The sequence below is a fragment of the Amycolatopsis plumensis genome, from assembly GCF_042652605.1.
GTDB lineage: Bacteria > Actinomycetota > Actinomycetes > Mycobacteriales > Pseudonocardiaceae > Amycolatopsis > Amycolatopsis plumensis.
Window position 1 is genome coordinate 8,058,597 of record NZ_JBHSJY010000001.1, and the last position, 26,275, is coordinate 8,084,871.

General features: G+C 73.1%; 31 protein-coding genes. 20 read left to right on the forward strand and 11 right to left on the reverse strand.

The genetic code is table 11. The annotated features are described in order from the left end of the window. Positions 1 to 85 precede the first annotated feature (85 nt). Together ACFPLC_RS38930 and ACFPLC_RS38935 are read left to right on the forward strand one after the other, a co-directional pair. Positions 86 to 1,558, forward strand: coding sequence for an HAD-IIIA family hydrolase (locus ACFPLC_RS38930; RefSeq protein WP_378202696.1), 1,473 nt, complete (start codon positions 86 to 88; stop codon positions 1,556 to 1,558). Continuing rightward, a complete protein-coding gene (locus ACFPLC_RS38935; protein ID WP_378202694.1) occupies positions 1,555 to 2,598 on the forward strand; it encodes a glycosyltransferase family 9 protein in 1,044 nt (347 codons plus the stop codon). The genes ACFPLC_RS38930 and ACFPLC_RS38935 overlap by 4 nt, the downstream gene beginning before the upstream one ends. A 53-nt stretch (positions 2,599 to 2,651) precedes the next feature. Here ACFPLC_RS38935 and ACFPLC_RS38940 read toward each other — a convergent pair whose 3' ends face one another. Then, a complete protein-coding gene (locus tag ACFPLC_RS38940) occupies positions 2,652 to 2,840 on the reverse strand; it encodes a DUF2795 domain-containing protein (protein WP_378202692.1) in 189 nt (62 codons plus the stop codon). Positions 2,841 to 3,024: 184 nt separating this feature from the next. Here ACFPLC_RS38940 and ACFPLC_RS38945 point away from each other — a divergent pair, with 184 nt between their 5' ends. From ACFPLC_RS38945 to ACFPLC_RS38965, 5 genes are all read left to right on the forward strand, one after another. Further along, positions 3,025 to 3,855, forward strand: coding sequence for an SDR family oxidoreductase (locus ACFPLC_RS38945; protein WP_378202689.1), 831 nt, complete (start codon positions 3,025 to 3,027; stop codon positions 3,853 to 3,855). Positions 3,856 to 4,006: 151 nt separating this feature from the next. Then, positions 4,007 to 4,450, forward strand: coding sequence for a DUF4383 domain-containing protein (locus ACFPLC_RS38950; RefSeq protein WP_378202686.1), 444 nt, complete (start codon positions 4,007 to 4,009; stop codon positions 4,448 to 4,450). 65 nt (positions 4,451 to 4,515) lie between these two features. Beyond that, positions 4,516 to 4,683 (forward strand): hypothetical protein, encoded by a 168-nt coding sequence (locus ACFPLC_RS38955; RefSeq protein WP_378202683.1) that lies wholly within the window; start codon positions 4,516 to 4,518, stop codon positions 4,681 to 4,683. Further along, entirely contained in the window at positions 4,680 to 5,108 is a 429-nt protein-coding gene (locus ACFPLC_RS38960) for a hypothetical protein (RefSeq protein ID WP_378202680.1), read from the forward strand. The genes ACFPLC_RS38955 and ACFPLC_RS38960 overlap by 4 nt, the downstream gene beginning before the upstream one ends. Next, positions 5,105 to 5,467 (forward strand): VOC family protein, encoded by a 363-nt coding sequence (locus ACFPLC_RS38965; protein ID WP_378202677.1) that lies wholly within the window; start codon positions 5,105 to 5,107, stop codon positions 5,465 to 5,467. The genes ACFPLC_RS38960 and ACFPLC_RS38965 overlap by 4 nt, the downstream gene beginning before the upstream one ends. 1 nt (position 5,468) lies before the next feature. On the opposite strand, the gene ACFPLC_RS38970 is transcribed toward ACFPLC_RS38965, so the two are convergent. From ACFPLC_RS38970 to ACFPLC_RS38985, 4 genes are read right to left on the reverse strand one after another with little or no spacing between them, the layout of a single operon-like run. After that, on the reverse strand, positions 5,469 to 5,891 hold the full coding sequence (locus ACFPLC_RS38970) for a DUF6292 family protein (RefSeq protein ID WP_378202674.1): 423 nt from the start codon (positions 5,889 to 5,891) through the stop codon (positions 5,469 to 5,471). A gap of 58 nt (positions 5,892 to 5,949) precedes the next feature. Then, on the reverse strand, positions 5,950 to 6,594 hold the full coding sequence (locus ACFPLC_RS38975) for a phosphoribosyltransferase (protein WP_378202672.1): 645 nt from the start codon (positions 6,592 to 6,594) through the stop codon (positions 5,950 to 5,952). Positions 6,595 to 6,598: 4 nt separating this feature from the next. Beyond that, positions 6,599 to 6,937 (reverse strand): hypothetical protein, encoded by a 339-nt coding sequence (locus ACFPLC_RS38980; protein ID WP_378202669.1) that lies wholly within the window; start codon positions 6,935 to 6,937, stop codon positions 6,599 to 6,601. A gap of 29 nt (positions 6,938 to 6,966) precedes the next feature. Further along, positions 6,967 to 7,503, reverse strand: a complete 537-nt coding sequence (locus tag ACFPLC_RS38985) for a copper resistance CopC family protein (protein ID WP_378202666.1) — start codon at positions 7,501 to 7,503, stop codon at positions 6,967 to 6,969. Positions 7,504 to 7,875: 372 nt separating this feature from the next. Between ACFPLC_RS38985 and ACFPLC_RS38990 the strand changes: the two genes are divergently transcribed. The 6 genes from ACFPLC_RS38990 to ACFPLC_RS39015 all read left to right on the forward strand — a co-directional run bounded on the left by ACFPLC_RS38990 (position 7,876) and on the right by ACFPLC_RS39015 (position 13,046). Next, on the forward strand, positions 7,876 to 8,469 hold the full coding sequence (locus ACFPLC_RS38990) for a hypothetical protein (RefSeq protein ID WP_378202663.1): 594 nt from the start codon (positions 7,876 to 7,878) through the stop codon (positions 8,467 to 8,469). A gap of 2 nt (positions 8,470 to 8,471) precedes the next feature. Continuing rightward, positions 8,472 to 9,380 carry a copper resistance D family protein gene (locus ACFPLC_RS38995; protein WP_378202760.1) on the forward strand — a complete coding sequence of 303 codons (909 nt, stop codon included), beginning with the start codon at positions 8,472 to 8,474 and terminating at the stop codon, positions 9,378 to 9,380. A gap of 23 nt (positions 9,381 to 9,403) precedes the next feature. Beyond that, the gene (locus tag ACFPLC_RS39000; protein WP_378202660.1) at positions 9,404 to 10,378 is read left to right on the forward strand and encodes a cupredoxin domain-containing protein; all 975 of its coding nucleotides are present in this window, start codon (positions 9,404 to 9,406) and stop codon (positions 10,376 to 10,378) included. Between the two features lie 58 nt (positions 10,379 to 10,436). Beyond that, entirely contained in the window at positions 10,437 to 10,889 is a 453-nt protein-coding gene (locus ACFPLC_RS39005) for a hypothetical protein (protein WP_378202658.1), read from the forward strand. Then, a complete protein-coding gene (locus ACFPLC_RS39010; RefSeq protein ID WP_378202656.1) occupies positions 10,886 to 11,521 on the forward strand; it encodes a cupredoxin domain-containing protein in 636 nt (211 codons plus the stop codon). Before ACFPLC_RS39005 ends, ACFPLC_RS39010 begins: the two co-directional genes overlap by 4 nt. 94 nt (positions 11,522 to 11,615) lie before the next feature. Next, on the forward strand, positions 11,616 to 13,046 hold the full coding sequence (locus tag ACFPLC_RS39015; RefSeq protein ID WP_378236080.1) for a glycoside hydrolase family 76 protein: 1,431 nt from the start codon (positions 11,616 to 11,618) through the stop codon (positions 13,044 to 13,046). Between the two features lie 55 nt (positions 13,047 to 13,101). Here the strand turns inward: ACFPLC_RS39015 and htpG are convergent, their stop codons facing one another. Beyond that, the gene (htpG, locus tag ACFPLC_RS39020) at positions 13,102 to 14,991 is read right to left on the reverse strand and encodes a molecular chaperone HtpG (protein WP_378202653.1); all 1,890 of its coding nucleotides are present in this window, start codon (positions 14,989 to 14,991) and stop codon (positions 13,102 to 13,104) included. A gap of 156 nt (positions 14,992 to 15,147) precedes the next feature. On the opposite strand from htpG, the gene ACFPLC_RS39025 reads away from it, so the two are divergent. The 4 genes from ACFPLC_RS39025 (at position 15,148) to ACFPLC_RS39040 (ending at position 18,427) form a co-directional block, all read left to right on the forward strand. Beyond that, a complete protein-coding gene (locus tag ACFPLC_RS39025) occupies positions 15,148 to 16,086 on the forward strand; it encodes a CE1 family esterase (protein ID WP_378202650.1) in 939 nt (312 codons plus the stop codon). Positions 16,087 to 16,149: 63 nt separating this feature from the next. Continuing rightward, positions 16,150 to 16,611, forward strand: coding sequence for an HNH endonuclease (locus tag ACFPLC_RS39030; protein WP_378202647.1), 462 nt, complete (start codon positions 16,150 to 16,152; stop codon positions 16,609 to 16,611). Between the two features lie 107 nt (positions 16,612 to 16,718). Beyond that, a complete protein-coding gene (locus ACFPLC_RS39035; protein WP_378202644.1) occupies positions 16,719 to 18,077 on the forward strand; it encodes a protein kinase domain-containing protein in 1,359 nt (452 codons plus the stop codon). A gap of 14 nt (positions 18,078 to 18,091) precedes the next feature. After that, positions 18,092 to 18,427 (forward strand): hypothetical protein, encoded by a 336-nt coding sequence (locus tag ACFPLC_RS39040; RefSeq protein WP_378202641.1) that lies wholly within the window; start codon positions 18,092 to 18,094, stop codon positions 18,425 to 18,427. Here the strand turns inward: ACFPLC_RS39040 and ACFPLC_RS39045 are convergent. After that, positions 18,384 to 19,310, reverse strand: a complete 927-nt coding sequence (locus ACFPLC_RS39045) for a LysR family transcriptional regulator (RefSeq protein WP_378202638.1) — start codon at positions 19,308 to 19,310, stop codon at positions 18,384 to 18,386. The two genes, ACFPLC_RS39040 and ACFPLC_RS39045, sit on opposite strands and share 44 nt — an antisense overlap. Positions 19,311 to 19,381: 71 nt before the next feature. Between ACFPLC_RS39045 and ACFPLC_RS39050 the strand changes: the two genes are divergently transcribed. Further along, entirely contained in the window at positions 19,382 to 20,305 is a 924-nt protein-coding gene (locus tag ACFPLC_RS39050; RefSeq protein ID WP_378202635.1) for a DMT family transporter, read from the forward strand. 222 nt (positions 20,306 to 20,527) lie between these two features. Here the strand turns inward: ACFPLC_RS39050 and ACFPLC_RS39055 are convergent, their stop codons facing one another. From ACFPLC_RS39055 to ACFPLC_RS39065, 3 genes are read right to left on the reverse strand one after another with little or no spacing between them, the layout of a single operon-like run. Then, positions 20,528 to 21,181, reverse strand: coding sequence for a LuxR C-terminal-related transcriptional regulator (locus tag ACFPLC_RS39055; protein ID WP_378202632.1), 654 nt, complete (start codon positions 21,179 to 21,181; stop codon positions 20,528 to 20,530). A 4-nt stretch (positions 21,182 to 21,185) separates the two neighbouring features. Continuing rightward, positions 21,186 to 21,575 carry a hypothetical protein gene (locus tag ACFPLC_RS39060; protein WP_191315372.1) on the reverse strand — a complete coding sequence of 130 codons (390 nt, stop codon included), beginning with the start codon at positions 21,573 to 21,575 and terminating at the stop codon, positions 21,186 to 21,188. Between the two features lie 31 nt (positions 21,576 to 21,606). Then, entirely contained in the window at positions 21,607 to 22,815 is a 1,209-nt protein-coding gene (locus tag ACFPLC_RS39065) for a cytochrome P450 (RefSeq protein WP_378202629.1), read from the reverse strand. Positions 22,816 to 23,034: 219 nt separating this feature from the next. Between ACFPLC_RS39065 and ACFPLC_RS39070 the strand changes: the two genes are divergently transcribed. Both ACFPLC_RS39070 and ACFPLC_RS39075 read left to right on the forward strand, forming a co-directional pair. Beyond that, complete coding sequence (locus ACFPLC_RS39070; RefSeq protein WP_378202626.1) at positions 23,035 to 23,487, forward strand: hypothetical protein; 453 nt, start codon at positions 23,035 to 23,037, stop codon at positions 23,485 to 23,487. Between the two features lie 204 nt (positions 23,488 to 23,691). Further along, complete coding sequence (locus ACFPLC_RS39075; protein ID WP_378202623.1) at positions 23,692 to 25,335, forward strand: beta-1,3-glucanase family protein; 1,644 nt, start codon at positions 23,692 to 23,694, stop codon at positions 25,333 to 25,335. On the opposite strand, the gene ACFPLC_RS39080 is transcribed toward ACFPLC_RS39075, so the two are convergent. Then, entirely contained in the window at positions 25,332 to 26,222 is an 891-nt protein-coding gene (locus ACFPLC_RS39080) for an NADP-dependent oxidoreductase (RefSeq protein WP_378202620.1), read from the reverse strand. The two genes, ACFPLC_RS39075 and ACFPLC_RS39080, sit on opposite strands and share 4 nt — an antisense overlap. Positions 26,223 to 26,275: the final 53 nt, after the last annotated feature.

Below are 26,275 nucleotides of genomic sequence, written 5' to 3' on the forward strand. Positions count from 1 at the left end.
CCTCCTTGTCGTCGCCCGCCGGTTACCCGGGCGCGTGGACTTCGACACGCCGTTTGATCACCCCCGGCCGGGGTATCCGTGGCCGGTGACGCTCGACTACACCGTGGTGATCCCCACGACCGGCCGGGACACGCTTCGGCCACTGCTGGAAACCCTGCTCGGCGGGCCCGATCCGCGGCCGGCGGAGGTCCTCGTCGTCGACGACCGCCCGGAGGGGGCCGAACTGGAGGTCCCCGACGGCGTCCGCGTGCTCCGCTCCGGCGGGCGCGGACCGGCGGCGGCGCGGAACCTCGGCTGGCGCACGGCGAAGAGCGAGTGGATCGCGTTCGTCGACGACGACGTCGTGCTCGCCCCCGACTGGGCGCGGCAGCTCGCGGCCGACCTCGGCTCGCTGCCGCCGGACGTGGCCGCGTCCCAGGGCCGGATCACCGTCCCGCTCCCCGCGGACCGGCGGCCCACCGACGACGAACGCTCCACCGCCGGGCTCGAGCACGCGCGGTGGATCACCGCGGACATGGCCTACCGCCGCCGCGCGCTCGTCGAGGTGGGCGGTTTCGACGAGCGGTTCCCCCGCGCCTTCCGCGAGGACTCCGACCTCGCGCTGCGCGTCGCCGAAGCCGGGCACCGGATCGACCAGGGCGAACGGCTCACCACGCACCCGGCCCGGCGCGCGGGGTTCTTCTACAGCCTCAAAGCCCAGCGCGGCAACGCCGACAACGCGTTGATGCGGGCCAAGCACGGCGTGCTCTGGCGGCAGCGGACCGGCGCCGGGCACGGACGCCTCGGCCTCCACGCACTGTCCACAGTGGCCGGTCTGGCCGCGCTCACGCTGCCGCTGTTCAGGCAACGCGGGAAGGCCCTGCTCGCGGCCGGTGTCTGGGCCGGGCTGACGGCCGAGTTCGCCACCCGCCGGATCCTGCCCGGTCCGCGGACCCCCGGTGAGGTGGCGCGGATGGCCGTCACCAGCGTCCTGATCCCGCCCGCCGCGTGCTACCACCGGCTGCGCGGAGAGATCGCGGCCCGGCGGCCCCGGCCCCCGGTCGCGGTGCTGTTCGACCGGGACGACACGCTCATCGTCGACGTCCCGTACCTGAACGACCCGGACGGCGTCCGCCCGGTGCCCGGCGCGGTCGAGCTCGTCCGCGGGCTGCGGGAGCGCGGGATCCCGGTCGGGGTGGTGAGCAACCAGTCCGGTGTCGCGAAAGGACTGATCTCCCCCGAGCAGCTCGACGCGGTGAACGCCCGCGTCCAGGAGCTGTTCGGCCCGTTCGGCACCTGGCAGGTCTGCGTCCACGACGACGGCGACGGCTGCGCGTGCCGCAAACCGGCCCCCGGCATGGTGCTGCGGGCCGCCGGCGAGCTCGGCGTCGACCCGGCGTCCTGCGTGGTCATCGGCGACACCGGCGCCGACGTCGACGCGGCTCTCGCCGCCGGCGCCCGCGCGGTGCTCGTGCCGACCGACCGCACGCTCGAGCCGGAGATCGCCCGGGCCCGCCGGGACGCCGCCGTCGCGCGGGACCTGTCCGAGGCGCTGCGGCTCGCCGGGGTCGCCGGATGACCCGGGTGCTCGTCGCCCGCCAGGACAACCTCGGGGACGTCCTGCTCGCCGGGCCGTGCGTGCGCGCGGTCGCCGCGTCCGGGGCGCAGGTGACCCTGCTGGCGGGTCCGCACGGCCGCGCCGCCGGCGACCTGCTGCCGGGCGTGGCCGACGTGCTCACCTGGACCGCACCCTGGATCGACCCCGAGCCCCCGCCGGTGACCGCCGAGGACACCGGCGCGTTCGTTGCGCTGATCCGCGAGAAGTCGTTCGACCGCGCGCTCATCCTGACGTCGTTCCACCAGTCGCCGCTGCCGCTCGCGCTGCTGCTGCGCCAAGCCGGCGTGCCGTGGATCGGCGCGATCTCCGAGGACTACCCGGGCAGCCTGCTCGACCTGCGCCACCGCGTCGACGGCGATCCGCCGGAGCCGGTCCGGATGCTGTCGCTCGCCGAAGCGGCCGGGTTCTCGCTGCCGCCGGACGACCACGGCGCCCTCGCGCTGCGGCGTCCCCTGCCGAACACCGCCCGGCTGACCGGCGGCGGGGCGTACGTCGTGGTGCACCCCGCGGCCTCGGTGCCCGCCCGCCAGCCGTCGGCGGCCTGGAGCCGCGAGACGGTGCGGGCCCTCGCCGCGGACGGGCACCGGGTGTTCGTCACGGGTGCGCCGTCCGAGCGCACCCTGACCCGCGAAGTGGCCGGAACGTCGGCGGTCGACCTCGGCGGCCGGACGTCCCTGGCCGAACTGGCGGCGGTGCTGTCCGGTGCCCGGGTCGTGGTGGCGCCCAACACCGGCCCCGCGCACCTCGCCGCGGCGGCGGGCACCCCGGTGGTGTCGCTGTTCGCCCCGGTGGTGCCGCAGGAGCGGTGGGCGCCCTACGGCGTCCCCACAGTCGTGCTCGGGGACCAGCAGGCGCCCTGCCGCGCCAGTCGCGCGCGGGTGTGCCCGGTGCCGGGCCACCCCTGTCTCGACACGATCGATCCCGCGGACGTCTGCCGCGCGGTGACGGCGCTCGCCCAGCCAGGTGTCACCTCGCCGGTCCCGGCGGCGGCCACGTCTTGAATGACTCATTCCTGGCGTCGCACGCCAGGAATGAGTCATTCATGACGTCGGGGTCAGCCGCCGATCTCCTTGCTCACGCCGCTGGGCCCCTCGTATGTCCGGTCCGGCAGGCCGCGCACCAGGTCCAAAGTGTCCGAGTCGGCACCGTTCTTCTCGGCCGCCTGCACCAGGTCGTCGCGCTTCGCCGGGTAGTCGACGCCGGACAGGTACTTCTGCAGTTCGATCGGGTTCGGCTTGCTCACGGGAGCTCTCCTTCCGTTCGGGAACGGCGCGGTTACCCCACTCTCCGGCCGACACACGCTCGAAACGGCACCGGCTGCTCCCCCGCCGGGTGACGCCGGTTGCAGGATCCGGCCGCACGTCCACAGCCGGGCGCACCGCGTTTAGTCCCCCGCGGCGGTGGTAGCCGACCCCAAAGGAAAGGAGATGCCCGTGTCGCTCCCGGCACCCCTGCCCGCCGACGCCGCTTCGCCGCGGCGTGCCGTCGTCACCGGTGCCGACTCCGGCATCGGCCGCGCGGTCGTCGCCGCCCTCGCCGGCGGTGGCCTCGACGTCGGCATCACCTACCACTCGGACGCCGACGGCGCGGAAGAAACCGCCGCCGAGGCCCGCTCGCACGGCGTGGCCGCGCACGTCCGGCAGGTCGACCTGACCGAGCTGCCCGGCGCCGCCGATGTCGTCGACGCGTTCGCCGAAGACCTCGGCGGCATCGACGTCCTCGTCAACTGTTCCGGAACCGGCAGCAGCCAGCGGGCGATGGACCTCGACTACGAGAAGTGGCGCCAGGTCCTGGACGTCGACCTCGACGGGGTCTTCCTGCTTTCGCAGCGCGCGGCCCGGCACATGATCGACGCCGGGCACGGCGGGCGGATCATCACGATCACCAGCGTCCACGAGCACGTGCCCCGCGTCGGCGCCGCGCCCTACTGCGCCGCGAAGGCCGGCGCGGGCGCGCTGACCCAGGTGCTCGCCCTCGAGCTGGCCGAGCACGGCATCACCGTGAACTCCGTAGCCCCTGGCGAAATCTCGACGCCGATGACGGGACAGACCGACGCCGACCCGCGCGAACAGGACCGGCCCGGCATCCCGCTCGGCCGCCCCGGGCACGCGGCCGAGGTGGCGGCCGCGGTCGCATTCCTGGCGACCCCGGCCGCCGGCTACATCACCGGGACGTCGCTGGTCGTCGACGGCGGGCTGCTGCTGATGGGTGCCCAGCACGGGACCGCGTACCGCGATCACGACTGGCGTTCTCCCTGAGACCAGGGGCCCGCGTCCTGGCTGCAGGGACCGGCGCGGGTCCCGGCCACGGGCCGGGCGGCGGCACCCCAGCCCGCCGCCCGGCCCGTTCCACTTGCCCGTTTTCCGCACGCATGGCGGGGTATCCGGCCGCGGAGAGAAGGAGAATCCCATGTCTTCCGCAGAACCCCGCTCCCGCGCCGGAGCGTCCTGGCTCCGCCCGGTCGTCGCCGTCCTCGGGCTGCTCTACCTCGCGCTGGGCATCGCCGGGTTCCTGACCCCGGAGACCGCCGCGGTCGGCCACGAAACCAGCCGGGCCGTCTGGATCTTCAGCGTGACCCCGCTGCTCAACCTCGTCCACACGGCGGTCGGGGTGCTCGGGCTGCTCGCCGCGCTCCGGCGCACCGGGTCGATCATCTACTGCTGGGTGCTGTTCGTCGGCTTCACCGGGATGACCGCGTACGGCATCCTCGCAACTTCGCTCGTCAACCCCGAGGACCCGATCAACCTCAATTGGGCGGACAACTGGCTGCACGGGCTGACCGCGGCCGCCGGGCTCGTGCTCGGCATCGTCGCCGCACGGGCGGTCAACCGGACGGCCGCGCGCTCGCGGTGATCTTGGCGTTTCGGTGGCCACCCGCCGGGTAGCCGGAAAAGGGACACCGCGTTAAGGAGGCTCCCATGCATCGCGAAAGCGACCAGCACTCGCCGCGTGAAGACGACGCGCAGAAGGCCGAGCTGCGCGGGACCCTGCAGGGCAACGGCCCCTCCCGCGCCGAGGAGTGGCGGGACCCCGAACTCCCCGCCGACGACGAATCGGACGTCCCGCCGCTGGGCGGCGGAGCATGACCACGAGTGAAGCGGCGGCGGTGGGCGAACCCGCCGTCGTCGTGCACTACCGGCTCCACGCGGACTTCGCCGGACCCGGGTGGCTGCGCCGGATCGCGGGTCCGGGGGCCGGCCTGGAACTGGACGCGGCCGGCCTGCGCGTCCGGTTCGGACCGTGGCTGGTCGAGACCCCGTTGAGCAACCTCGCCGGAGCGGAGGCCACCGGGCCGTACAACGCTCTTCGCGTCCTCGGCGTCCGGCTTTCGCTCGCCGACCGCGGCCTGACGTTCGGGACGACGACGGCAGGGGGCGTCTGCCTCCGGTTCCGGGAGCCCGTCCGGGGGGTCGACCCGTGGGGGCTGGTCCGCCACCCGGGGTTGACGGTGACGGTGTCCGAACCGGACCTGGTCGCCGAGGCCATCAACCGGATCGTGGCGGGCTCGTGACGGCGGCCCGCATCCTCGCCGTGGCGGTCGACTGCCGTCAGCCGGACCTGCTGGCCGAGTTCTGGGCGGCGGCGCTCGGCGGCGGGAAGACCCGCACGTGGACCGACTCACACGGGCTCGCCTACCGCCAGGTGGACTTCGACGACGGCCCGGCGGTGCTGTTCCAGCAGGTGCCGGAGGAAAAGACCGTCAAGAACCGGCTGCACCTGGATCTCGCACCGGTGGCCGGCGATCAGCGGGCGGAGGTCGAGCGCCTGGTGATGCTCGGGGCCAAGGTCCTCGACGACCCGGCCGACGACCCGTGGATCGTGCTCGCCGACCCGGAGGGCAACGAGTTCTGCGTGCTGCCGCCGCGGTGACTCAGGCCCGGCCCACCGGATCCCCGGCGTAGGCGGCCAATCGTTCGTCGAAGCCGTCCCCGGTGCCGGGTCTGCGGAAGTCCGGGGGATCCGGCCGGCCGGGGTACTTCTCGCCGTACAAGCCGGTCACGAATTCCACGACCGCTTCCGGTGCCGGCAGGACGTCCTCACCCAGGTACGCCAGCACGATGACTTCGTCCCCGGTCGACGACTCGACCGCCGCGGACCAGCCGTCGCGTTCGTCCCAGAGGAGGGCCACCTCGTGCTCGGGGAACCGCGCGAGCCGCCGCTCGAGCGCGACATACGCCCCGGCCGGGACGTCCACCTCGCAGAACCAGGCGGGCGCGTTCAGCTTGGCCGCGACGGCCAGCAGGTACTGCCGCAGCCCGCGCGCCGCCGCGCCGAGCCCGTCCCGTTCGCTCATCCCGCTCCCGCCTCTTCGGTCGGTGCCCCCATCGGGTGATACCCCGTCACCCAGCCGGTCAACCCGGGCCGAGCAGGGCGAGGACGTCGTCGTCCTCCAGCTGGCGGAAGTCGGCGTACCACTGGCCGACCGCGCGAAAATCCGGCGGTTCGGCGACGCAGACGACGTCATCGGCTTCGTGCCGCATCCGGGTGACAGCGCCAGGAGCGGCGACGGGCGCAGCGAAGACGAGCGTCCGCGGACGGGCCGCGCGGAGGTCACGCACGGCCGCCGTCGCGGTGCCCCCGGTCGCGAGGCCGTCGTCGACGAGAAGGACGTCACGGTGGGTGAGGACGGCGGGCGTCCGGCCGGCGCGGTAGCGCTCCAGCCGGCGGCGCGCCTCGGCTCGTTCGCGGGTTTCGGTCCGGGCCATCCGCGCGGGGGTCAGGTCCAGCGTGCGCAGGGCGGCCGCGTCGTAGATCGCCGGGCCGTGCGGGGTGACCGCGCCGACGCCGAACTCGCGGTGGCCCGGCGCGCCGATCTTGCGGGCGACCGCGACGTCCAGTTCGGCGCCGAGCCGCCGCGCGACGACGGCGGCCACCGGCACCCCGCCGCGGGCGAGCCCGAGCACGACCGGGTCGGTCCAGTCCCGGTCCCGCAGCTCGCCCGCGAGCCGGCGGCCGCCGTCCTCCCGGTCGGCGAAGATCCGCGGCCGCACGGGCATCAGGTCACGGGCGCCACTCGTCGCGCCAGTCGGGGTGGGCTTCGTACACGGACGCGATGAGCTTGACGGACACGTCGTCGTGCGTGTCGCGGACCTCGCGGCGCAGGAACTCGGCCTTTTCGGCGAACGGCACCGGGTGCCGGTCCTCCATCGCCTCGACCGGCCCGCCGGCGAGGATCAGCCCGTCGGCGTCGTCGGCGTACATGATCCGCAGCCGCCCGCGCCGCTCGGCCTCGTCGATCAGCGGCAGCTCCCCCGCCCGGAAACGCTCTTCGTCCTCAGCGAGCCGGGCGAGCACGAATTCGTCGAGCTTCGCGGTCGTGGTGTCGTCGAGATTGGTCATGGGGCCGGGATACCCGCCAGGCCCCGCCCTCAAGCGTCGGCCCGGCTCAGCCGCCGGGCCACCGCGAACCCGGTGCCGAGCAGGACGGCACCCCCGGTGATCCACGGCCACAGCGGCACCGGGCCGTCGCCGTCCGGGCGCGCCACCGCCGCGACGGCCGGCACCGCCGCTCCCGGCCCCGCCACGGTGAGCCGGAACGGGACGGTGCCCGAGACCGGGTGGCCGTCGGCGGAGGTGACGCGGTACCGGACGGTGTAGGCGCCGGCCGGGCCGAGGGGACGCAGCGGCGCGGACACCCGGGCGTCCACAACGGACGCCGGCCCGGCCTCCCAGTGCGAAGTGCCGTCGGGTCCGAGCACCGCCAGTTCGGTGAACCGGTTCTCCACCAGTTCGTTGAACTCGAGCACAACCTCGGCCGGGGCCGTGGCGAGCGAGGCGTCCGCGGCCGGGGAGCTGGACACCAGCACACTGTGCGCGGCCGCCGCGGGCGCGCCCAGCAGGACCGCGCCCCCGGCGGCCGCCAGCGCGGCGGCGACGCGGACCGGGAAAGACCAGCGGGAAGTCATGTTTTCTCGCCTTCTCGGGAATTCGAGCAATGGGCCGAACGTAACGAGCGGATACGGGGCCGCAGCGGAAGACCGTGAAACGGCTGTGTTAAGCAATTCTCACCGACCCACCCGCACAATCGGGCAAATCGGACCACTGCTCCGATGGATCGTGTGGCCGATCACCCGAACAGCGCAGCAGATGCGGCTTTCGGTCCAGGTTCTCACCGCGTCGCGCCGCGAAAAGGCCGGCCAACGTTACCGGGCCTTCACGTGAACATCACCCCGCGTAACGCGCCGGCTGGTTTATTGCTCGCACATCCCGTTCTCTCCCACTATCCCGGAATTGCCGGTCGGACCGGGAGCGAATTTCCTTCTTTGGAGGACGAAACCGTGCGAGGACCCGCCCTGCGCCGTGACCACGTCATCGCCGCGAGTCTCGCCGGCGCGGTCGTGGTCGTCGTCGGCTACGCGTCCGGCATCGGGCTGCGCCCGGGCACCACCACCGCCGCCGCCCCGCCCGCGGTGGCGGACGGCGGGCACGCCGTCACCCCGGAAACGCCCGGCACACCACCACTTCCGGCCGGCCCGCTCCCCACCGGCGGTCCACAGTCCCCGCTGCCCGCGCTGCCGGTGGACGCCCCGCCGTCGGTCACGATGCCCTCGATGCCCGGCGACGTCGGCGCGACACCGGTCCCGGACCCGGGCTCTCCCGATCCCGGCGCCGCACCTCCCCCGGCCTCCCCCGAGCCGCCGACGACGACGGTGCCGCCCCCACCGCCCGGAACCGACGTGCCCGCGTGCCAACCCGGTGTGGCGCAACAGCTCCTCGACACCGTCGGCGGCCTGCCGCTGCTCGGCGCCGTCACCACCGGACTCGGCGTGACCGGGCCCGACGGGGCCGGTGCGCTCATCCTCGGCTACTGCCGCACGGCCGACGGCGGTCTCGAACCCGCCATGGTGCCCGCCGTCCCGAGTGGACGGTGAACGTGGATCCCGTCAAGGCGTGGTACGTGCTCGCCCGCACCGTCGACTACGCCGGTCTCACCCTCTTCGCCGGCGGTCTGCTGTTCCTCGCCGTGCTCTGGCCCGCGGGCGCCGGCCACCGCGGGGCGCGTTCGGTGCTGATCACCGGCTGGGTGCTCGGCCTGCTCGGCACGCTCGCCGGTCTCGGCCTGCAGGCGGCGTGGGCCGCGCAGCGCCCGCCCGGCGACTTCCTGGCCTGGGACCTGCTCAGCCAGGCCGTGGACAGCCAGTTCGGGCGGATCTGGTTCGCCAGGGCCCTGCTGTGGCTGCTCGGCGGAGTGGTGCTGGCCTGGGTGCTGCAACGCGGCCGGGACGCGGCCACGGCGGTGGCCTGGCGCGTCGGGGCCGGAGCGGTTCTGCTCGGCCTGCTCCGCACGACCGGGCTCACCGGCCACGCGGTGGAGAGCACCCGGCCGTGGCTGACGCAGCTGGCGGACTTCGCGCACCTCGCGGGCGCTTCGGCCTGGATCGGCGGGCTGGCCGTGCTGCTGTTCGGCGTCCTGGCCCGCCGTGATCCCGGGGAACTCGCCTCGGTGATCCCCCGCTACTCGAAGCTGGCGATGACGTCGGTCGGCGTGGTGGTCGCCGCGGGGGTCGTGCTCGCGTGGCAGACCGTCGGCAGCGTCGGCCGCCTGTTCGGCACGACCTACGGGAAAACGCTGCTGGTCAAGCTGGCCGTGCTCGCCACCGTGCTGCTGGCCGCGCAGTTCAGCCGCCGCTGGGTGGGCCGCCGCCTCGACTTCGCCGTCGTCCTGCGCGGGGACGCCGCCACCGTCCGTCCCTTCGTCCACTCCGTCGCCGCCGAAACCACGCTCGTGCTCGTGGTCCTGCTCGCGGCGAGCTTCCTCGTCACGGCCAGTCCCGGCCGCTGATCGCCCTGCGAAAGGAGTCCTCGATGGACAACCCCACCCCCACCGCCCCCGAGCAGCCGGAGGTGGTGCGGCGACGGCGGACCTGGCCGCTCGCCGTGGCGATCCTCGCCCTCGCGACGGCGTTGTTCAGCCTCGCGACGCTGCGCGGCGGCCGGACCGAGCAGGCCGCACCGAGCCAGGCCGCGAACGTCGACCTGGCCGCACTGTCCCAGCAGGGGCCGCTGGCCGTCCCGCTGTACCAGGGACTCGTCCAGGAGCAGGCCGGCGGGGCCGCCGCCCCGGCCGTGGCGCCGTCCGGCAAGTCGGTCGAGGCCATGGGCTACAAGTTCTCGCCGGCCGACCTGACGATCACCGCCGGCGACACCGTGACGTGGACCAACCACGACACCGCACCGCACAACATCGTCGTCACCGACGGGCCGGAAAAGTTCACCTCGCCGACCCTGCAGACCGGCCAGACCTTCAGCCACACCTTCACCAAGGCGGGCAAGTACTCGTACTACTGCTCGATCCACCCCGACATGAAGGCGACGGTCACCGTGACCGGCTCGGCCCCCACCAGTGCCCCGCCGTCCTCGACCCCGACGTCCGCCCCGACCTCGGCACCGAGCCACTCGATGCCGGCCCCGTCCACCCCGGCCGGCGGCGGCTCCTGCGTGCCGAAGGCGGTCCTGCAGCCGATCCTCGACCACGTCAAGAGCGCGCACCTGGAGACCTCACCGGGCCAGCAGGTGCAGGACATCCTCAACCTGGACCAGTACATCAAGACCCACACGGTGTGGCTGGAAACCGTGCTCGCCCCGGCGTTCGACGGCTCGGCGAGCCAGGTCGTCACCGACACGCTCGCGCCGATCATCGCGCACATCAAGAGCGCCCACCTCGAGGAGTCGCTCGGACAGCAGGTGACCGACCTGCTGAACCTCGACCAGTACATCAAGACGCACACCGTGTGGCTCGAGAGCGTGCTCACGCCGCTGCTGAACCAGGCGAGCTGCTGATCCCGGCGGGTGGCCCGGCCGTCCGGGCCACCCGCCCCCTTCTCCGGAGGCCATCCCCATGTCCGACACCGCCCTCCTGCCCACCGCGGCCGGCTACGCCCTGCGCCGCGACCGGTGCGTCATCGAGGTTTCCCCGCGCCCACCGCTGATCCGCGGCCGCCTGACCGCGACCGGCGGGCACTGGACACCCGGCTCCGCGCTCACCGTCACCCTCGACCCCGGCTCGCTGCGGACGCCGATCCCGTTCCTAGGCCGGGCGTTCCGCGGCGACGAGCTCACCTTCACCGCCGGTGAGGTCGGCGAAGACCCGTTCGTCGTCGAAGGCAGCGTGGCCGGGCGGGCCGTGCGGCTGCGCGGCGACGTCCGGCACCAGGACTCCGAGAGCGTCGTCGTCTGGGCCGCGGGCGTCGTCCTCCCGGCCCGCCGGAAGCCCGCGCACGCCGGACGGCTGGTCCGGCTGCTGGCCCGGCGCCGGCTGCGCGTCGAGATCGCGATCGAGTTCCGCCGATGAGGCGCGCCGCCCTGGCCGTCGCCGGTCTCCTGGTGTTCCTGAACCTGCCGTTCGCGGGCCCGGCCGCCGCGGCGACGCAGCAGGTGATGATGCAGGGCTACGCCTTCTCCCCCGCCGCGCTCACCGTGCGCGTCGGCGACACGGTCACGTGGATGCAGCACGACGAGGCCCCGCACGACGTCGTCACGACGAGCGCGCCGGTCGCGTTCCGCAGCCCGCAGCTGTCGGCCGGGCAGAGCTGGAGCTACACCTTCCGGCAGCCGGGCACCTACCAGTACTACTGCTCGGTGCACCCGGACATGCGGGCTTCGGTGACGGTGCTGCCCGCGCCCACGACGACACCGCCGCAGCCCGCGAGCCCGGCCCCGCGGACCACGCCGTCGCGGACGGCGGCCGCAGCGGTGCCGGTGACGACCACGCCGGCCACGAGTGGCCCGGCCCCCACGTCCGCGGCCGCCGCCGCTTCTGCCGCTCCCGCGGCTTCCGCCGCTCCGGCCGCCGAGCCGCCGCCCGCGGTCCAGCAGGCCACCGCGGTCACCCCGCCCACCTTGGACCCGATGCTGCTGGTCGCCGGGCTCGTCACCGGGATCGCGGTGCTGTGCCTGCTCCTGCTGAGCTCGCGGCGGGCGTGATTTTCTGTCCGCAACCTGTCCCGGAAAAGGACTGGACCAATAATATCGGCACCGGAAAATGGGGATGATCGCCCTTCAGCGCGGAAGGTGGCCGATGAACCTCCTCATTCCCCTGTTGTCCGCTGTCCTGGCGGCCGCTCCGACGCCGACGCCGTCGGCCGCACCGCTCGCGGCCATCTGCAACAAGTACTGCGACGCGCGAGATCCCGCGTCGTCGCCGGGCGATCGCGAAGGCCCGTCGGCCGGCGTCGGCGGCCGCCGGATCTCCCTGCACCTCGACGACGGCGACGCCATGGGCTGGGCGGCGATCACCGGCGGCACCGCCGGTGATCACGTCTGGCTGGACCGCTCGTTCGACGCCGGGCGCACGTGGGCGTCGGGCAGCAAGCTCGGCGACACCGCCACGCCGTCCGGGGCGACGGGCTGGCGGACACTGATGTACAACACCGACGACTGGGCGAACAAGGGCGTCGGCCTGCTGCGCGCGTGCGGTCAGCCCGCGGGGTCGGGCACGATCGCCTGCACCGGCTGGGCGCGTCCGACGTGGAACGCCTGGGACCGCCGCACCGCCGCGGCCACCGCGCTGATGGAGCGGTACAACCTCGGCACCGGCCTGTTCGACACGACCGGGTGGTGGAACTCGGCCAACGCGCTCACCGCGATCATCGGCAACATCCGGGTCAGCGGCATGAACAGCTACCGCTACGCGATCGACACGACGTACACGAAGAACCTCGCCGCCCAGGGTGGCCAGTTCCGCAACGACTACCTCGACGACACCGGCTGGTGGGGCCTCGCGTGGGTCGCCGCCTACGACCTGACCGGTGACGGCAAGTACCTGAACACCGCCCGCGCCGACGCGGACCACATGTACGCCTATTGGGACGGCGTCTGCGGCGGCGGGGTCTGGTGGAGCACGAGCCGCACCTACAAGAACGCCATCCCGAACTCGCTGTACATCCAGCTGAACGCGGCGCTGCACAACCGCATCCCGGGCGATACGGCGTACCTCGCGCGGGCCCGGGCGGGCTGGACCTGGTTCGCCGGCAGCGGGATGATCAACGGCTCGAACCTGGTCAACGACGGCCTGACCTCGACGTGCGCCAACAACGGCCAGGCGGTGTGGTCGTACAACCAGGGCGTGCCACTGGCGGCGCTGACCGAGCTGAACCGAGCCACCGGCGACGCGAGCCTGCTGACGAAGGCCCGTGCGATGGCGAACGCGTCGACGACGAACGGCTCGCTGAACCCGGGCGGCATCCTCCGCGACCCGGGCGAGTCGGCGGGCGGCGGCGGCGCGGACGGCCCGACGTTCAAGGGCGTGTACGCCCGGGATCTGGCGGTGCTGAACGCGGCCCTCTCGGACCACCCGTACACGGGGTATTTGCAGCGCCAGGCGAACTCGGCGTACGCCAACGACCGCACCAGCGCGGACGCCTACGGGCTGCTGTGGGCGGGCCCGTTCGACCAGTCCGACGCGGCCCGCCAGCAGAGCGCCGTGGACCTGATGAACGCCGCCCCCTGACGCGTCGTGAGTGGTAAGGCGGGTTAGAACCCGCCTTACCACTCACGAGCGTGGGTCAGAGGGTTTTCTCCAGGCGGCCGGACAGGAGCTTGATGAAGCGGGACGGGTCGGCCAGCTCGCCGCCCTCGGCCAGGAGGGCCATGCCGTAGAGGAGCTCGGCCGTTTCGGCCAGGCCTTCGTCGTCCGGCCGGGCCGCGTGGGCCTCGCGCAGCCCGGTCACCAGCGCGTGCTCCGGGTTGAGCTCGAGGATGCGCTTGATCGGCGGCAGCTCCTGGCCCATCGCGCGGTACATCTTCTCCAGCGTCGGGGTCAGGTCGTGCGTGTCGCCGACGATGCAGGCCGGCGACGTCGTCAGCCGCGACGACAGCCGGACCTCCTTGACCGTGTCGCCCAGCGCCGTGCCCATCCAGGTCAGCAGGCTCTCGAAGTCCTTGTTCTGCTGTTCGCGGGCGACCTCGGTGGCCTTCTTGTCCTCCTCCGACTCGAGGTCGACCTGGCCCTTGGCGATGGACTGGAACTGCTTGCCATCGAAGCCCGGCACCGCGTCGACCCACATTTCGTCGATCGGGTCGGTCAGCACCAGCACCTCGTAGCCCTTGGCGCGGAACGCCTCCATGTGCGGCGAGTTCTCGATCGCCGAGCGCGATTCGCCGGTCATGAAGTAGATGTGCTCCTGGCCCTCCTTCATCCGCGAGACGTAGTCGCGCAGCGAAGTCGGCTTCTCCGCGTCGTGCGTCGAGGCGAACGACGAGATCTCGAGGATGGCTTCGCGGTTCTCGAAGTCGTCGAGCAGGCCCTCCTTGACCGCGCGGCCGAACTCGCGCCAGAACGTCGCGTACTTCTCGGCGTCGGCGGTCATCATCGTCTTGACCGTCGAGAGCACCTTCTTCACCAGGCGACGGCGGATCAGCTGGATCTGCCGGTCCTGCTGGAGGATCTCCCGCGAGACGTTCAGCGAGAGGTCCTGCGCGTCGACGACGCCCTTGACGAACCGCAGGTACTCGGGGACGAGCGACTCGCAGTCGTCCATGATGAAGACGCGCTTGACGTAGAGCTGCACGCCGCGCTTGCGCTCCCGCAGGAACAGGTCCATCGGCGCGTGCGAGGGCAGGAACAGCAGCGCCTGGTACTCGAACGTCCCCTCGGCCTGCAGCCGGATCGTCTCGAGGGGGTCCTGCCAGTCGTGGCTGACGTGCTTGTAGAACTCGTGGTACTCGTCCTCGGTGACCTCGCTCGACGAGCGCGCCCACAGCGCCTTCATCGAGTTCACGGTCTCGGGCTCCTCGCCCTCGCCCTTCATCCGGATGGGCCAGGTGATGAAGTCGGAGTACCTCTTCACGATCTCGCGGATCTTCGCCGCGGACGTGTAGTCGTAGAGGTGGTCCTCGGTGTCCTCGGGCTTGAGGTGCAGCGTGACCGCGGTGCCCTGCGGCGCGTCCTCGACCGGCTGGATCGTGTACGTGCCTTCGCCGGTCGACTCCCAGCGGACGCCCTCGGCGCTGCCCGCGCGGCGCGTCACGAGGGTGACCTTGTCCGCGACCATGAAGCTCGCGTAGAACCCCACGCCGAACTGCCCGATCAGGTCCTGCGACGCCGCCGCGTCCTTCGCCTCCTTGAGCTTGGTCAGGAAGTCGGCGGTGCCGGACTTGGCGATCGTCCCGATCAGGGCGACGACCTCGTCGCGCGTCATGCCGATGCCGTTGTCGCGCACCGTGAGGGTGCGCGCCTCCGGGTCGGTCTCGATCGCGATGTGCAGGTCGGACGTGTCCGCCTCGAGGTCCTTGTCGCGGTACGACTCCAGCCGCAGCTTGTCGAGGGCGTCGGAGGCGTTGGACACGAGCTCCCGCAGGAAGGTGTCCTTGTTCGAATAGATCGAATGGATCATCAGCTGGAGCAGCTGACGCGCTTCCGACTGGAACTCCAGCGTCTCGATCGGGGCAGTCACTTCCATTCCTTTCCGCGTGTCCGGCGGCCGTTGTTGGGTCGATCCTACCGAGCGGGTCCGACAGTTCGGGACCGCGCACTTTATGAACGCAATCTGGGTCCCGGCGGCTCCCGGTGTGATGCTGGCCACGCCCCGCTGTCGATCAAGGAGGATCGAGTGCCCGGACGTCTACCCCGGTGGCTGGCCGCGTTCACCGCGGCCGCTGCCCTGACCACCGCCTTCGCCGCGCCCGCCGCCGCGGCCGGCGTCGCCGACCACCCCGTCCGCACCACCGGCTGCGGGCGGCCCGCCGGGTTCCCGGCCGGGGTGACGACGACCCGGCACGTCACCTCGGGCGGTCTCGAGCGCGAGTACACCGTCCACCTGCCCGCCCGCTACGACCCACACCGGCCGTACCCGCTGGTGCTGTCGTTCCACGGGCACAAGCGGACGTCGCAGTACCAGGAGGAGCTGTCCGGCTTCTCGGCGCTGGACGCGATCGCGGTCTACCCGCAGGGCCTGATCGGCACCGACGGCGAGTCCGCCTGGACCGGCGCGCCCTACTCGGCCGCCGCGGACGACGTCCTGTTCACCGGCGACCTGCTGGACGCGCTGCAGCGCACTCTGTGCGTCGACGCCGGCCGGATCTTCGCGGCCGGGAAGTCCAACGGCGGCGGGTTCGTCGGCGTGCTGGCCTGCCGGCTGGCGAGCCGGATCGCGGCGTTCGCGCCGGTGTCCGGCGCGTTCTACCCGCAGGGCGGCGCCTGCCACCCGAGCCGTCCGGTGCCGATCCTCGACTTCCACGGGACGGCGGACACGACCATCCCCTACACCGGCAACCCCGCGAAGGGCCTGCCCGCGATCCCGGACTGGCTGGCAGCTTGGTCCACAAGGGACGGTTGCCGGCCCGATCCGGTGTCGTGGACGCCGGTCGACGGCGTCGTCGCCGAGAAGTGGCTCGGGTGCGACGGTCGCGGAGCCCTGGTGCACTACCGCGTCGAAGGTGCCGGGCACGTCTGGCCCAGCACCCGGCCGAACAACGATTCCGCGACGCCCACGGTGATCGACGCGACGCCGGTCGTCTGGCGGTTCTTCCGCGCGCATCCCCTGCGGTGAAACGCGATTGACGCACCTCTTTCCTCTCGGCGACCATTTTCGCCGAGAGGAAAGAGGTGTGCTGTGAAGGTCCTGGTCCTGAACGCCGGTTACGAGCCGCTGCAGACCGTTTCGGTCCCGCACGCGATCCGCATGCTCGTGCGCCACGTCGCCGAGATCCACGAGGCCGAGGAGGGCCTCGCCTACGGGCTGTTCCCGCGCCCGAAGATCGTGCGGTTGCTGCGTTATGTCGTCATGAAGTGGCGATATACGCAGCCGCCGCGCTGGTCCCGGCGCGGCGTGCTGGCCCGTGACGGCCATCGCTGCGCCTACTGCGGGCAGCGCGCCACCACGATCGACCACGTGACGCCACTGAGCCGCGGCGGCGCCCGGACCGACTGGCTCAACACGGTCGCCGCGTGCGGCGGCTCGGCCCGCAGCTGCAACGCCCGCAAGGCGGACAAGCTGCCGGCCGAGGCCGGGATGAAGCTGCGCTTCACCCCGTACGTCCCGGCGTGGGACCAGCTGCACCGGCTCGGCGCCTGAGCCCGGCCTGTCCGTCGGCACACCGGCGGGCAGGCCGTTAGGCTCGAACCGATCGCCACCCGCATCCGTGTGTTCCGTGTGCGCTGGGGAAGGGCCGGGAGGTCGCCGTGACCGACGCAGGAGAGCTGATCGCCGGGCGCTACCGGCTGGCCGAGCGGATCGGCCAGGGCTCGATGGGCGTCGTCTGGCGCGCCCGCGACGAGCGGCTCGACCGGGTCGTCGCGATCAAGCAGCTGGACTACGACGCGGCCATCGGGCCGGCCGCGACCGACCAGGCGAGCCAGCGCGCGCTGCGCGAAGCGCGCCTGACCGCGCGCCTGCGGCACCCGCACGCGATCACCGTGCACGACGTCGTCGAGGCGCCCGGGGGGCCCTACCTGGTGATGGAGTACCTGCCCTCGCGGAGCCTGGCGGAGATCCTGCTCGACCGGGAGACCCTGCCCGCCGAGGAGGTGGCGCGCATCGGCGCGCCGATCGCGTCGGCGCTCGCGGCCGCGCACGCCGAAGGGGTCGTGCACCGGGACGTCACCCCCGGCAACGTCCTGCTCGGGGAGGCCGGCGTCGTCAAGATCGCCGACTTCGGCATCTCCCGCGCCACCGGCGAAGGCACCGTGACCGGCGGCGGCTTCATCGCGGGTACCCCGGCCTACCTGGCGCCTGAAGTCGCCTGCGGCCACGAAGCCGGGTTCCCGGCCGACGTCTTCTCCCTCGGCGCCACGCTCTACCGCGCGCTGGAGGGCACTCCCCCGTTCGGCAACGACGACAACGCGATCACGCTGTTGCTGCGGATCGCCAAGGAGGAGCCCATCCCGCCGCGGCACGGCGGGCCGCTGGCCGAGGTGCTCACCCGGATGCTGCAGCGTGACCCGGGGGCGCGCCCGTCGATGGCGGAGGTCCAGGAGCTGCTCGAAGCGGTCACCGGCGGCCGTCCCCTGCCGCCGCCCCGGCCCCGGGCCCGGGCCGGAACCCGGCTCCTGCGCGTCCGCCGTCCGCGACGCCGGCTCGTCCTGGCGGGCGCCGCGGGGGCGGTCCTGCTCGCCCTCGGCGTGGTGATCGGGACGGCCATCGTCCCGGACGGCACGCCGGTGGCCGCACCGGTCTCCTCCGCTCCGGCGGCGCCGGCGAGCTCCACCCCGGCGCCGACGACGCCGGCCGACCTGGGCTGCGCCGCCCGCTACGAGGTGACAAACTCCTGGCCCGGCGGCTACCAGGTGGAGGTGACGGTCCGCAACGACCGGACCGCGGGCCTGACCGGCTGGCGCGTCCGCTGGCAGCTGCCCGCCGGTCACCGCATCAGCGGCTTGTGGAACGGCACCTTCACGGTCGATGGTTCCACGGTGACGGTCGAAAACGCCGCCTGGAACGCGAAGCTCGACGCGGACAAGACGACGTCGTTCGGCCTGATCGCCCTGACGCAGAACGGAAGTGCCGCCGCCCGTCCGGCCCTCACCTGCCGGACGCTCTGACCACGGGAGGCACCGTGAGCACCGTACGCGTGGACGCCCGGCGCAGATCGATCCGGTTCGACGGGCGGACCGTCACCCTCCGGATCGACACGAAGTCCATGGGCATCATTCCCGACCGGGCCGACCACAGGTTCCCGGTCGCCGCGATCACCGGGATCCGGCACCGCGCGGCGACCGCGTGGAAACGCGGCCAAGTCGTCTTCGAGAGCCCGGACGCGCTCACGGAGGTCGTCACCAACGTGCCGCTCTTCGCCGACAAGCTGCCCGGCAACGTCTTCGAATACGAGTACTCGAAGCTCGCCAAGGTCAAGGATTTCCTGGAAGCCGTGGAGAAAGCCCGGAACAAGTGAGCTCGCGCGCCGCCCGCTCGAGCCGGTCCAGCACCGCCGAGACGTCCGGCCGCCGCGCCAGGCCCGCCCGGGTCACCGCGAACACCTTGCGCGTCAACGGTTCCCGCAGGGGGTGCAGGCTGACGCCGGGTGTCCCGGCGGGCAACGCCATGGCCGGGACGAGCGCGACGCCCGCGCCGGCCGCCGCCAGGGCGACGAGGACGGCGAAGTCGGCGGACTCCGCGGCGATCTCCGGCACGAAACCGGCCGCACCGCAGGCCCGCTGGATCATCGCGTAACACGAGAGGTCGGCCGTCGGCACCAGCCACGGCCGGTCGGCGAACGCGGCCAGGTCCACCGGTTCGCCGTCGGCCGGCCCCGGCGAGCCCGGCGCACGCACCAGCAGGACCGGGTCTTCGAGCAGGGCCCGCTCCGCGCACCGGGGCGGGACCTCTCGCGGCAGCAGCGAGTAGCTGTGCACCACCGCTACGTCGGCGTCCTGGCGCAGCAGTGCCTCGAGGGCGGCGTCGGGCTCCTGCTCGACCAGGCGCAGGGAAACCGGCCCGGCCCACGCCCGCGGCAGCAGCTGCCGGGCCGCGGAGGCGAACGCGGCCACGCGGACCGTGCCGGTGCCGCCGTTCCCGGCCACCGCGGCCAGCGCCGATTCGGCGGCGGCGAGATCGTCGAGGATGACCTCGGCGTGCGAGAGCAGCAGCCGCCCGGCCGGGGTGAAAACCAGCGTGCGGCCCTGTTTCTCCAGCAGCGGGACACCGGCCTCGCGTTCGAGCGCGGCCAGGTGCTGCGAGACGGCGGGCCCGGTCAGGTGCAGGGCCGCCGCCGTCGCGGCGACGGTCCGATGCTGAGCGAGTCCGTGCAGGACACGCAGGCGACGCAGCTCCAACATGAAGTCCGGCTTCCTGATCGGGCAAGAAAGAGTAACTGGTACTTCTGCATCTTACTGCCGACGATGGTGGGGTGAAGGTGAAAGCGACCGCGGCACTGGCCGTCACCGTCGTCCTGTGGGCCTCGGCGTTCCCCGCGATCAAGGTCGGCCTCGACGGTTACGGCGTCGCCGGGTTGTCGTTCGCCCGGCTCGCGGTGGCGTCGGCCGTGCTGCTGCTCGCGGCGCCCGTGCTGGGCGTCCGCCGTCCGCGCCGCGCCGACCTGCCGGCGATCGCGGGGTGCGGGCTGGCCGGGATGAGCGCCTATCAACTGCTGCTCAACTGGGGTGAGGTGCACGTACCGGCGGGGACGGCGAGCCTGCTCGTGTCGGTGGCGCCGGTGTTCAGCGCGCTGCTCGCGGCCGCGTTCCTCGGTGAGCGGCTGACCGCGGCGAAACTGCTGGGCAGCGCGGTGGCACTCGGCGGCAGCGCGCTCATCGCCACGGGCGGCGGCCTGGGTTACTCGGGCGCCGCGTGGGTCGTGCTGGCCGCGGCGGCGGTGCAGGCGGTGTACCACCTCGGGAGCAAGCCGTTGCTGCGGCGCTACACCGGGCTCGAAGTCGCCTGCTACGCGATGGGGGCCGGAACGCTGTTCCTCACGCCGCTCGCGCCCGACGCCGTACACGCCTTCGCGACCGCGCCGCCGGAAGCGACGCTGGCCGTCGTGTTCCTCGGCGCGTTCCCGTCGGCAGCCGGGTTCGTCGCCTGGGGGTACGCGGTGGCCCGGCACTCGCTCACGGTCGCGACGGCCGCCCTCTACCTCGTCCCCGCGGTGGCCCTGGCGGTGGCATTCGGCTGGCTCGGCGAGCGGCCGACCTGGGTGGATCTCGCGGGTGGCGCACTCAGTGTCGCCGGAGTCGTCCTGATCAACGCGACGTTCCGTCGTTGGGCCGGTCAGGGTAATTCGCGGAAGATCGAGATCCGGGCTCAACGGTCCGGGCGGCCGGCTCGTCGGTAGTGGTGATCGATCACCACACGGAGGTGCCGGTGCGAAGAACATTTCGGTGCTCGCGGTCCTGCTCGCCGGTTCGGCGGCCGCGACTACGAAGTGCCCGGCACCGCGCTGCCCTATCCGGGGCGCGGGCTCGACGGCGCCGCGCTGGCCCGGCAGTTCAAAGAGGACAGTGCCCGCGGCCGGTTCGGCGGGCACAGCCCGCGCCACCGGTGCCCGGTAGCGTCGTCAGGCCCGGCCGTCCCCCGGGCGGCACAGCCCGCGCTCGTACGCCAGCAACCCCGCGCCCGTCCGGTGCGCGCATCCCAGCTTCCGCACCACCCTCGCCACTTGCTCCCGCACGACCGGCTCCGGCAGCTCCAGCCGCTCGGCGATCTCCGCGTTGGTCAGCGCCGCCCCCACCGCCGCGAGCACCCGGGTCTCGTGGGCCGTCAGGCGGTCGACCGCCGCCATCCGGTCGTCGCGGGGGCCGGACAGGCGGCTCGCCGCCGACACCAGCCTGCGGGAGGCGTCCGGGGACAGCACCAGGTGACCGTCCGCGGCCAGGCGCACCACCTTGATCAGGTCCCGGGGCGGGGCCGACCGCAGCAGGAACCCCGCCGCGCCGTCGCGGAGGGCGCGCAGGATGCCCGCGTCCGAGTCGAACGTCGCCAGTGCCACCACCGCCGGGCGGCGGGGGAACTGCTCCGGCGGGCTCAGGCGCAGGTCGAGCAGCAGCACGTCCGGCAGCCGGCGGCGGAGGGTGACCCGGGCCGCCGTCGCGTCGGGGACCGCCCCGGCCAGCTCGACGCCGTCCGCTCCGTCGAGGACCGTGCTCAGGCGCGCTCGCACCGCCGGATCGCGTTCGGCCACCAGGACGCGGACCGGTGGCGGCGCGAGCACCGCGTCAGTCCTTGGGTCGCAGGCGGATCAGCGGCAGGTCGGTCTTCGACGCGCCGACCAGGTCCCGGCCGCCCGGGCCGCGCAGCCGCACCTCCCGGAACCGCACCGACGACAGCTGCGCGGCTTCGATCGGGTAGACGTCGCCGTAGCGCTTGATCTTCGCCACCAGCTCCTTGCCGAGCAGTTCGACGAGCCCGGCGTGCCGGGTCGCGCCACCGCCCAGCGGCACGTCCAGCTGCTTGCGGACCTCGGGGAACCGCTGGTCCAGCTCGACGGCCAGCTGGTGGATCGTGACGTAGGCCGGCCCGAACTCGGAGGCGTCGGGACCCGGCGGGATCTCCTTGAGCACCTTGATGAGCTTGTCGTCCATCCCGAGCTTGTCCCACAACGTCACGTCTTTTCCTCCGCTCCCGACCGCCGTTGGTCTACCAGAGGACCGGCACGCGGTCCACTCCCCCGGTGACACGGTTGGTCCGGATCCGGAGTTCATCGACGCCGACGGCCAGGCGCAGCCCCGGGAACCGCCGGAACAGCGACCCGAACACGACGCGCAGCTCGGTGCGGGCCAGGCTGGCGCCGATGCAGAACCAGCCACCGTGGGCGAAGGCGACGTGCGCGTTCGGCTTGCGGTCGGGATCGAACGTCTCCGCGGCCGGGAACACGGTTTCGTCCCGGTTGGCCGCGGCGATCGACAGCACGACCGCGTCGCCGCGGGCGATCGTGACGCCGCCGAGCTCGACGTCGTCGTGCGCGTACCGCAGGACGCCGAGCCCGCTCGGGGCGGACAGCCGCAGGATCTCCTCCACCACGCCGTGCACCCGGTTTTCGGGGTCGGCGGCCAGCGCGTCCCGGCGGGCGAGGTCGGTGAGCAGGTAGAGCACGCCGAGGTCGATCCGGTTGGAGGTCGTCTCGTGCCCGGCGAACAGCAGGCCGGCGGCGAGCCGGGCGAGGTCGTCGTCGCCGAACGAGGGATCGCCGGCCTGCGCGCGGACCATGTCCGAGACGACGTCCTGGCCGGGAGCGCGCCGCTTGGTGGCGGCGAGCCGGCTCATGTACTCGGTGAACTCGTCGAGCGCGGCGTCCGCGCCGGCGCCGATGTCCATCCGGCCCATCCGGTCCGACAGCACCCGGAAGGTCTCGCGGTCTTCGTACGGGACGCCGAGCAGCTCGCAGATCACCAGCACCGGCAACGGGAAGGAGAGGTGTTCGTGCAGGTCGACCGGGTCGTCACCGTGGCGAGCCTGCTCCATGGCGGCGAAGCAGCCGTCGGCGAGCTCCTGGACGTGCCCGGCGAGCCGCCGGATCCGGTTGGCGGAGAAGGCGGGCACGAGCATCCGCCGCATTCGCGCGTGCTCGGCGTGCTCGGTCTCGTGGTCACCTTGCGGGCGGCTGAGGATCGCGGCGTCCGAAAGCGCCGACGCCTCCTCCGGCGCCGGGTGCGAACGCCCGAACCGCGGATCGGTGAAGGCGGCGCGCACCTGCTCGAACCCGGTGACCAGCCAGGCGGGGTCGCCCGCGGGCGTGGTCACGGCCACCACCGGCCCCTGCCGGCGCAGCACCCCGAACAGCGGCGCGATCTCCAGGACGTTCGGCCGTTCGAACGGCAGGCGCGGGGTGTCCGTGGTGGCGGTCATGGGTTTCTCCTCCCGGGTGCGCGGCCGATTCGTGCGCCGACACGGGCGGGCCGGTCACCGGCCGCTCCCCCGGTCCCCCCGCGATCCACGGTACCCACGAACACCGCCACGGGGCCCCGGACGGGAGTTCCCCCGCCCGATCGGGCGAGCGCTTCGGCGTGCAACGGGGCGACCGGGTGGTTCCGTCCGGGAAGCAACGGAAGCGAAGGAGCACCCAGCATGCGCAGGCTGTCCGCTGTCCCGGCCGTGGCCCTCGTCGTCTTCGGTGCCGTCGCGTGCGGCAGCACCACCCGGCCCGCCTCGACGTCACCGCTGTGCTCGGCGTCCTACGAACCCCGCGAACTCGTCATGAGCGGGCCGATGTACCCACCCCTGCCGACCGCCTCCGAAGCCGTCCCCGCCGGCGGCCGCACCACCGACGTCGCCGCTATCAAGAAGATCGCCGCCACGGCGTGCGACCTGCCGGAACCGCCGTCGGACATCGCGTGCACCGCCGACATGGGGCCCAGCTTCGAACTCCGGTTCGTCGACGCTCAAGGCCGGACGACGTCCCTCACCGCCGCGGCGTACGGCTGCCAGTTCGTCGAGGGGCTGGGGACCTCGCGGATCGGTGCGACGCCGCTCTGGGCCGCCCTCTCCGCGGCCGGGCTCCCCGCGCCGCGCGGCCGCTGAGCCCACCGTCCACACCGGACACCGACCGGACCACCGCGGATACTGGTCCAGGCTACGAAAGGGCAGTGTGGAGGGCCGTCCGTACCCGTCCCGGGCCGCCGGACATTGACCGCGGCGGACGGCGTACCTACCGTCCGGAAACCGTTTCCGGTGGACGCGGGGCCGTCCGGCCGCGCGGAAGCCGCCCCCGTTCGAGGAGGTGCCATGCTGTCGAGGCGAACCTTCGTCACCGCCGGCCTGGTCGCCGCCGCGGCGAGCACGCCGCTGTGGTCCGCCGTCACCACGCCGAAAGCCCGCGCCGCCGCGGCCCTGCCGTTGACGCTCAAGAACAATTCGGGCAGCGGCACCGTCTACGCCTACATCAGCGGCGCGGACACCGCGGGCCGCCCGGGTTTCGTCACCGCCGACGGCCGGTTCCAGCCGCTGGCCAACCCGTCGGCGCCGGTGACGCCGATCCCGGACTACGCGATCCCGCTCGGCGGCCCGGGTTCCCAGGTCACCGTGCCGCTGTCGGGCTACCTCATCGGCGGCCGGGTGTGGTTCTCGGTCGGCAAGAAGATCCAGTTCTTCGTCAACCCCGGGCCCGGCCTGGTCCAGCCCGGGTTCGCGAGCGCGGACCCGAACTGGCAGACGAACTGGACGTTCTGCGAGTTCACCTACAACAGCGCGAACCTGTACGCGAACATCAGCTACGTCGACATGGTGGCGCTGCCGGTGTCGATGGCCACCACCGGCGCGGCGGGCGCGCAGTCGGTCAGCCCGCTGCCGGACGGCGCCCTCGGCAGCATCGCCGACGGGCTGCGCGCGCAGCACAACGCCGACGGTGCACCCTGGGACCGCCTGGTCGTCACCGACAGCGCGGGCCAGGTGGTGCGGGTGCTCGCGCCCGGCCACTCCCCGGTCGACTTCGGCGGTTACTGGACGAACTACCTCAACGCCGTCTGGGACCACTACCGCTCGACCCCGCTGACGATCAACGGCCAGGGCGGCACCGGCTCCTACACCGGCACGGTCAGCGGGGACGCGATCGTGTTCGCCGGCCTGAACACCAACGGCGTGCCGTTCACCAAGCCGAGCGCGGCGGACATCTTCGGCTGCGCGAGCGGCCCGCTGTACAACTCCGGCAGCGACGCCCGCGGCGCGGTCGCGGCCCGGCTGGCCGCCGCGCTGAACCGCAGCAGCCTGCTGGTGGCCGGCGGGAACAACCAGCCCGACGGCGTCGCCCCGGCGCAGTACTACCGGGACGCCACGACGAACCACTACGCCCGCCTGGTGCACCAGTACGCCTCGATCGGCTACGCCTTCCCGTACGACGACGTCGGTCCGACCGGCGCCCAGCCCGTCGACGGCCACCTCCAGGACCCGGCCCCGACGTCCTGGACGGTCGCGCTCGGGCCGGGCGCGGGCGGCGGCACGACCCCGCCGGGTTCGGGCGGAACGAGCGCGTACTCGACCATCCAGGCGGAGGCCTACAACGCCCAGAGCGGCACGCAGAACGAGTCCTGCGCCGACACGGGCGGCGGGGTCGACGTCGGCTGGCTCGCGAACGGCGACTGGCTCAAGTACGCCCGCGTCGACTTCGGGGCGAGCTCGCCGAACCAGTTCGTCGCCCGCCTCGCCTCGGGCGCGGCCGCCGGGGTCAGCGGCGCGATCCGGGCCCGCCTGGACAGCGTGACGGGCCCGGTGATCACCGAGATCGACTTCGCGAACAACGGCGGCTGGCAGCAGTGGCAGACCGTGCCCGCCAACATCGTCGCCCCGGCCACCGGCGTGCACGACCTCTACCTGACGTTCTCCGGCAGCTCGGCGGACTTCGTCAACGTCAACTGGTTCACCTTCACCCGTTAGACGCTCTCCGGGGCGACGACGACCTTGCCGTGCACGCCGCCCTCGGCGGCGCGCGCGTGCAGGGCCGGGAGGTCGGCCAAGGACACCCGCTCGGCGACGTCGATGCGCAGTTCACCGCGGTCGACCAGCGTCACCAGCTGCGCCAGCTGACCGGCGTCGCTGCGGACGAACAGGTCGATGCCGCGGACGCCGCGTTCTTCGTCGGACGGTGCGGGCATCCACACCGTCGTGTTCACCAGGACCCCGCCCGAGTGGATCAGCGCGAGCAGCGCCGCGAGCTGCTCCGGCGTGATCGGGGCGAGGTTCAGCACGACGTCGACCGGCTCGGTCACCACCGTCGAGGGGTCGCCGGTGGTGCGGTCGACGGCGATCACGTGGGCGCCGGCGTTCTCGGCCAGCTGCACGGCGTACCCGCCGACGGCTCCCCGGGCGCCGTTGACCAGCACCCGCTGCCCGGCGGTCACCTTGCCGTGGTCGAACAACGCCTGGTGCGCGGTGAGCCCGACCAGCGGCAGCGCGGCCGCGTCGGCCAGCGGGACGCTCTTCGGCGCCGCGGTCAGCGCCTCGGCCGGGGCGAGGACGTACTCCGCGGCCGCGCCCGGCTTGTCCATCGGCAGGAAGCCGACGACCTCGGCGCCGGTCTCCAGGCCGGTCACGCCCTCGCCCAGCGCGTCGACCGTGCCCGCGACGTCGATGCCGGGCGTGTGCGGCAGCACGACCGGGATCGGGCCCTGCATGAACCCGCCGCGGATGTTGCCGTCGACGGGGTTGAACGACGTCGCCGCGACCCGGATCCGGACCTGCCCGGCCCCGGGGACGGGCCGATCCACGTCCTCGTAGCGCAGGACGCCGGGATCGCCGTACTCGTGGAACCGCACTGCCTTCATCGGGTTGCTCGCTTTCGTCCGTGATCCACTTCGCCCCCAGGATCGCGGGCGCG

Coding starts and splice junctions, on each gene's coding strand:
- ACFPLC_RS38935 (WP_378202694.1), top strand. CDS start 1,555: ATGACCCGGGTGCTCGTCGCCCGCCAGGACAACCTCGGGGACGTCCTG.
- ACFPLC_RS39045 (WP_378202638.1), bottom strand. CDS start 19,310: ATGTTGGAGCTGCGTCGCCTGCGTGTCCTGCACGGACTCGCTCAGCAT.
- ACFPLC_RS39070 (WP_378202626.1), top strand. CDS start 23,035: ATGCGCAGGCTGTCCGCTGTCCCGGCCGTGGCCCTCGTCGTCTTCGGT.
- ACFPLC_RS39010 (WP_378202656.1), top strand. CDS start 10,886: ATGAGGCGCGCCGCCCTGGCCGTCGCCGGTCTCCTGGTGTTCCTGAAC.
- ACFPLC_RS39015 (WP_378236080.1), top strand. CDS start 11,616: ATGAACCTCCTCATTCCCCTGTTGTCCGCTGTCCTGGCGGCCGCTCCG.
- ACFPLC_RS38945 (WP_378202689.1), top strand. CDS start 3,025: ATGCCCGTGTCGCTCCCGGCACCCCTGCCCGCCGACGCCGCTTCGCCG.
- ACFPLC_RS38985 (WP_378202666.1), bottom strand. CDS start 7,503: ATGACTTCCCGCTGGTCTTTCCCGGTCCGCGTCGCCGCCGCGCTGGCG.
- ACFPLC_RS39005 (WP_378202658.1), top strand. CDS start 10,437: ATGTCCGACACCGCCCTCCTGCCCACCGCGGCCGGCTACGCCCTGCGC.
- ACFPLC_RS39075 (WP_378202623.1), top strand. CDS start 23,692: ATGCTGTCGAGGCGAACCTTCGTCACCGCCGGCCTGGTCGCCGCCGCG.
- ACFPLC_RS38970 (WP_378202674.1), bottom strand. CDS start 5,891: ATGAGCGAACGGGACGGGCTCGGCGCGGCGGCGCGCGGGCTGCGGCAG.
- ACFPLC_RS38960 (WP_378202680.1), top strand. CDS start 4,680: ATGACCACGAGTGAAGCGGCGGCGGTGGGCGAACCCGCCGTCGTCGTG.
- ACFPLC_RS38980 (WP_378202669.1), bottom strand. CDS start 6,937: ATGACCAATCTCGACGACACCACGACCGCGAAGCTCGACGAATTCGTG.
- ACFPLC_RS38975 (WP_378202672.1), bottom strand. CDS start 6,594: ATGCCCGTGCGGCCGCGGATCTTCGCCGACCGGGAGGACGGCGGCCGC.
- ACFPLC_RS38950 (WP_378202686.1), top strand. CDS start 4,007: ATGTCTTCCGCAGAACCCCGCTCCCGCGCCGGAGCGTCCTGGCTCCGC.
- ACFPLC_RS39080 (WP_378202620.1), bottom strand. CDS start 26,222: ATGAAGGCAGTGCGGTTCCACGAGTACGGCGATCCCGGCGTCCTGCGC.
- ACFPLC_RS39000 (WP_378202660.1), top strand. CDS start 9,404: ATGGACAACCCCACCCCCACCGCCCCCGAGCAGCCGGAGGTGGTGCGG.
- ACFPLC_RS39065 (WP_378202629.1), bottom strand. CDS start 22,815: ATGACCGCCACCACGGACACCCCGCGCCTGCCGTTCGAACGGCCGAAC.
- ACFPLC_RS38955 (WP_378202683.1), top strand. CDS start 4,516: ATGCATCGCGAAAGCGACCAGCACTCGCCGCGTGAAGACGACGCGCAG.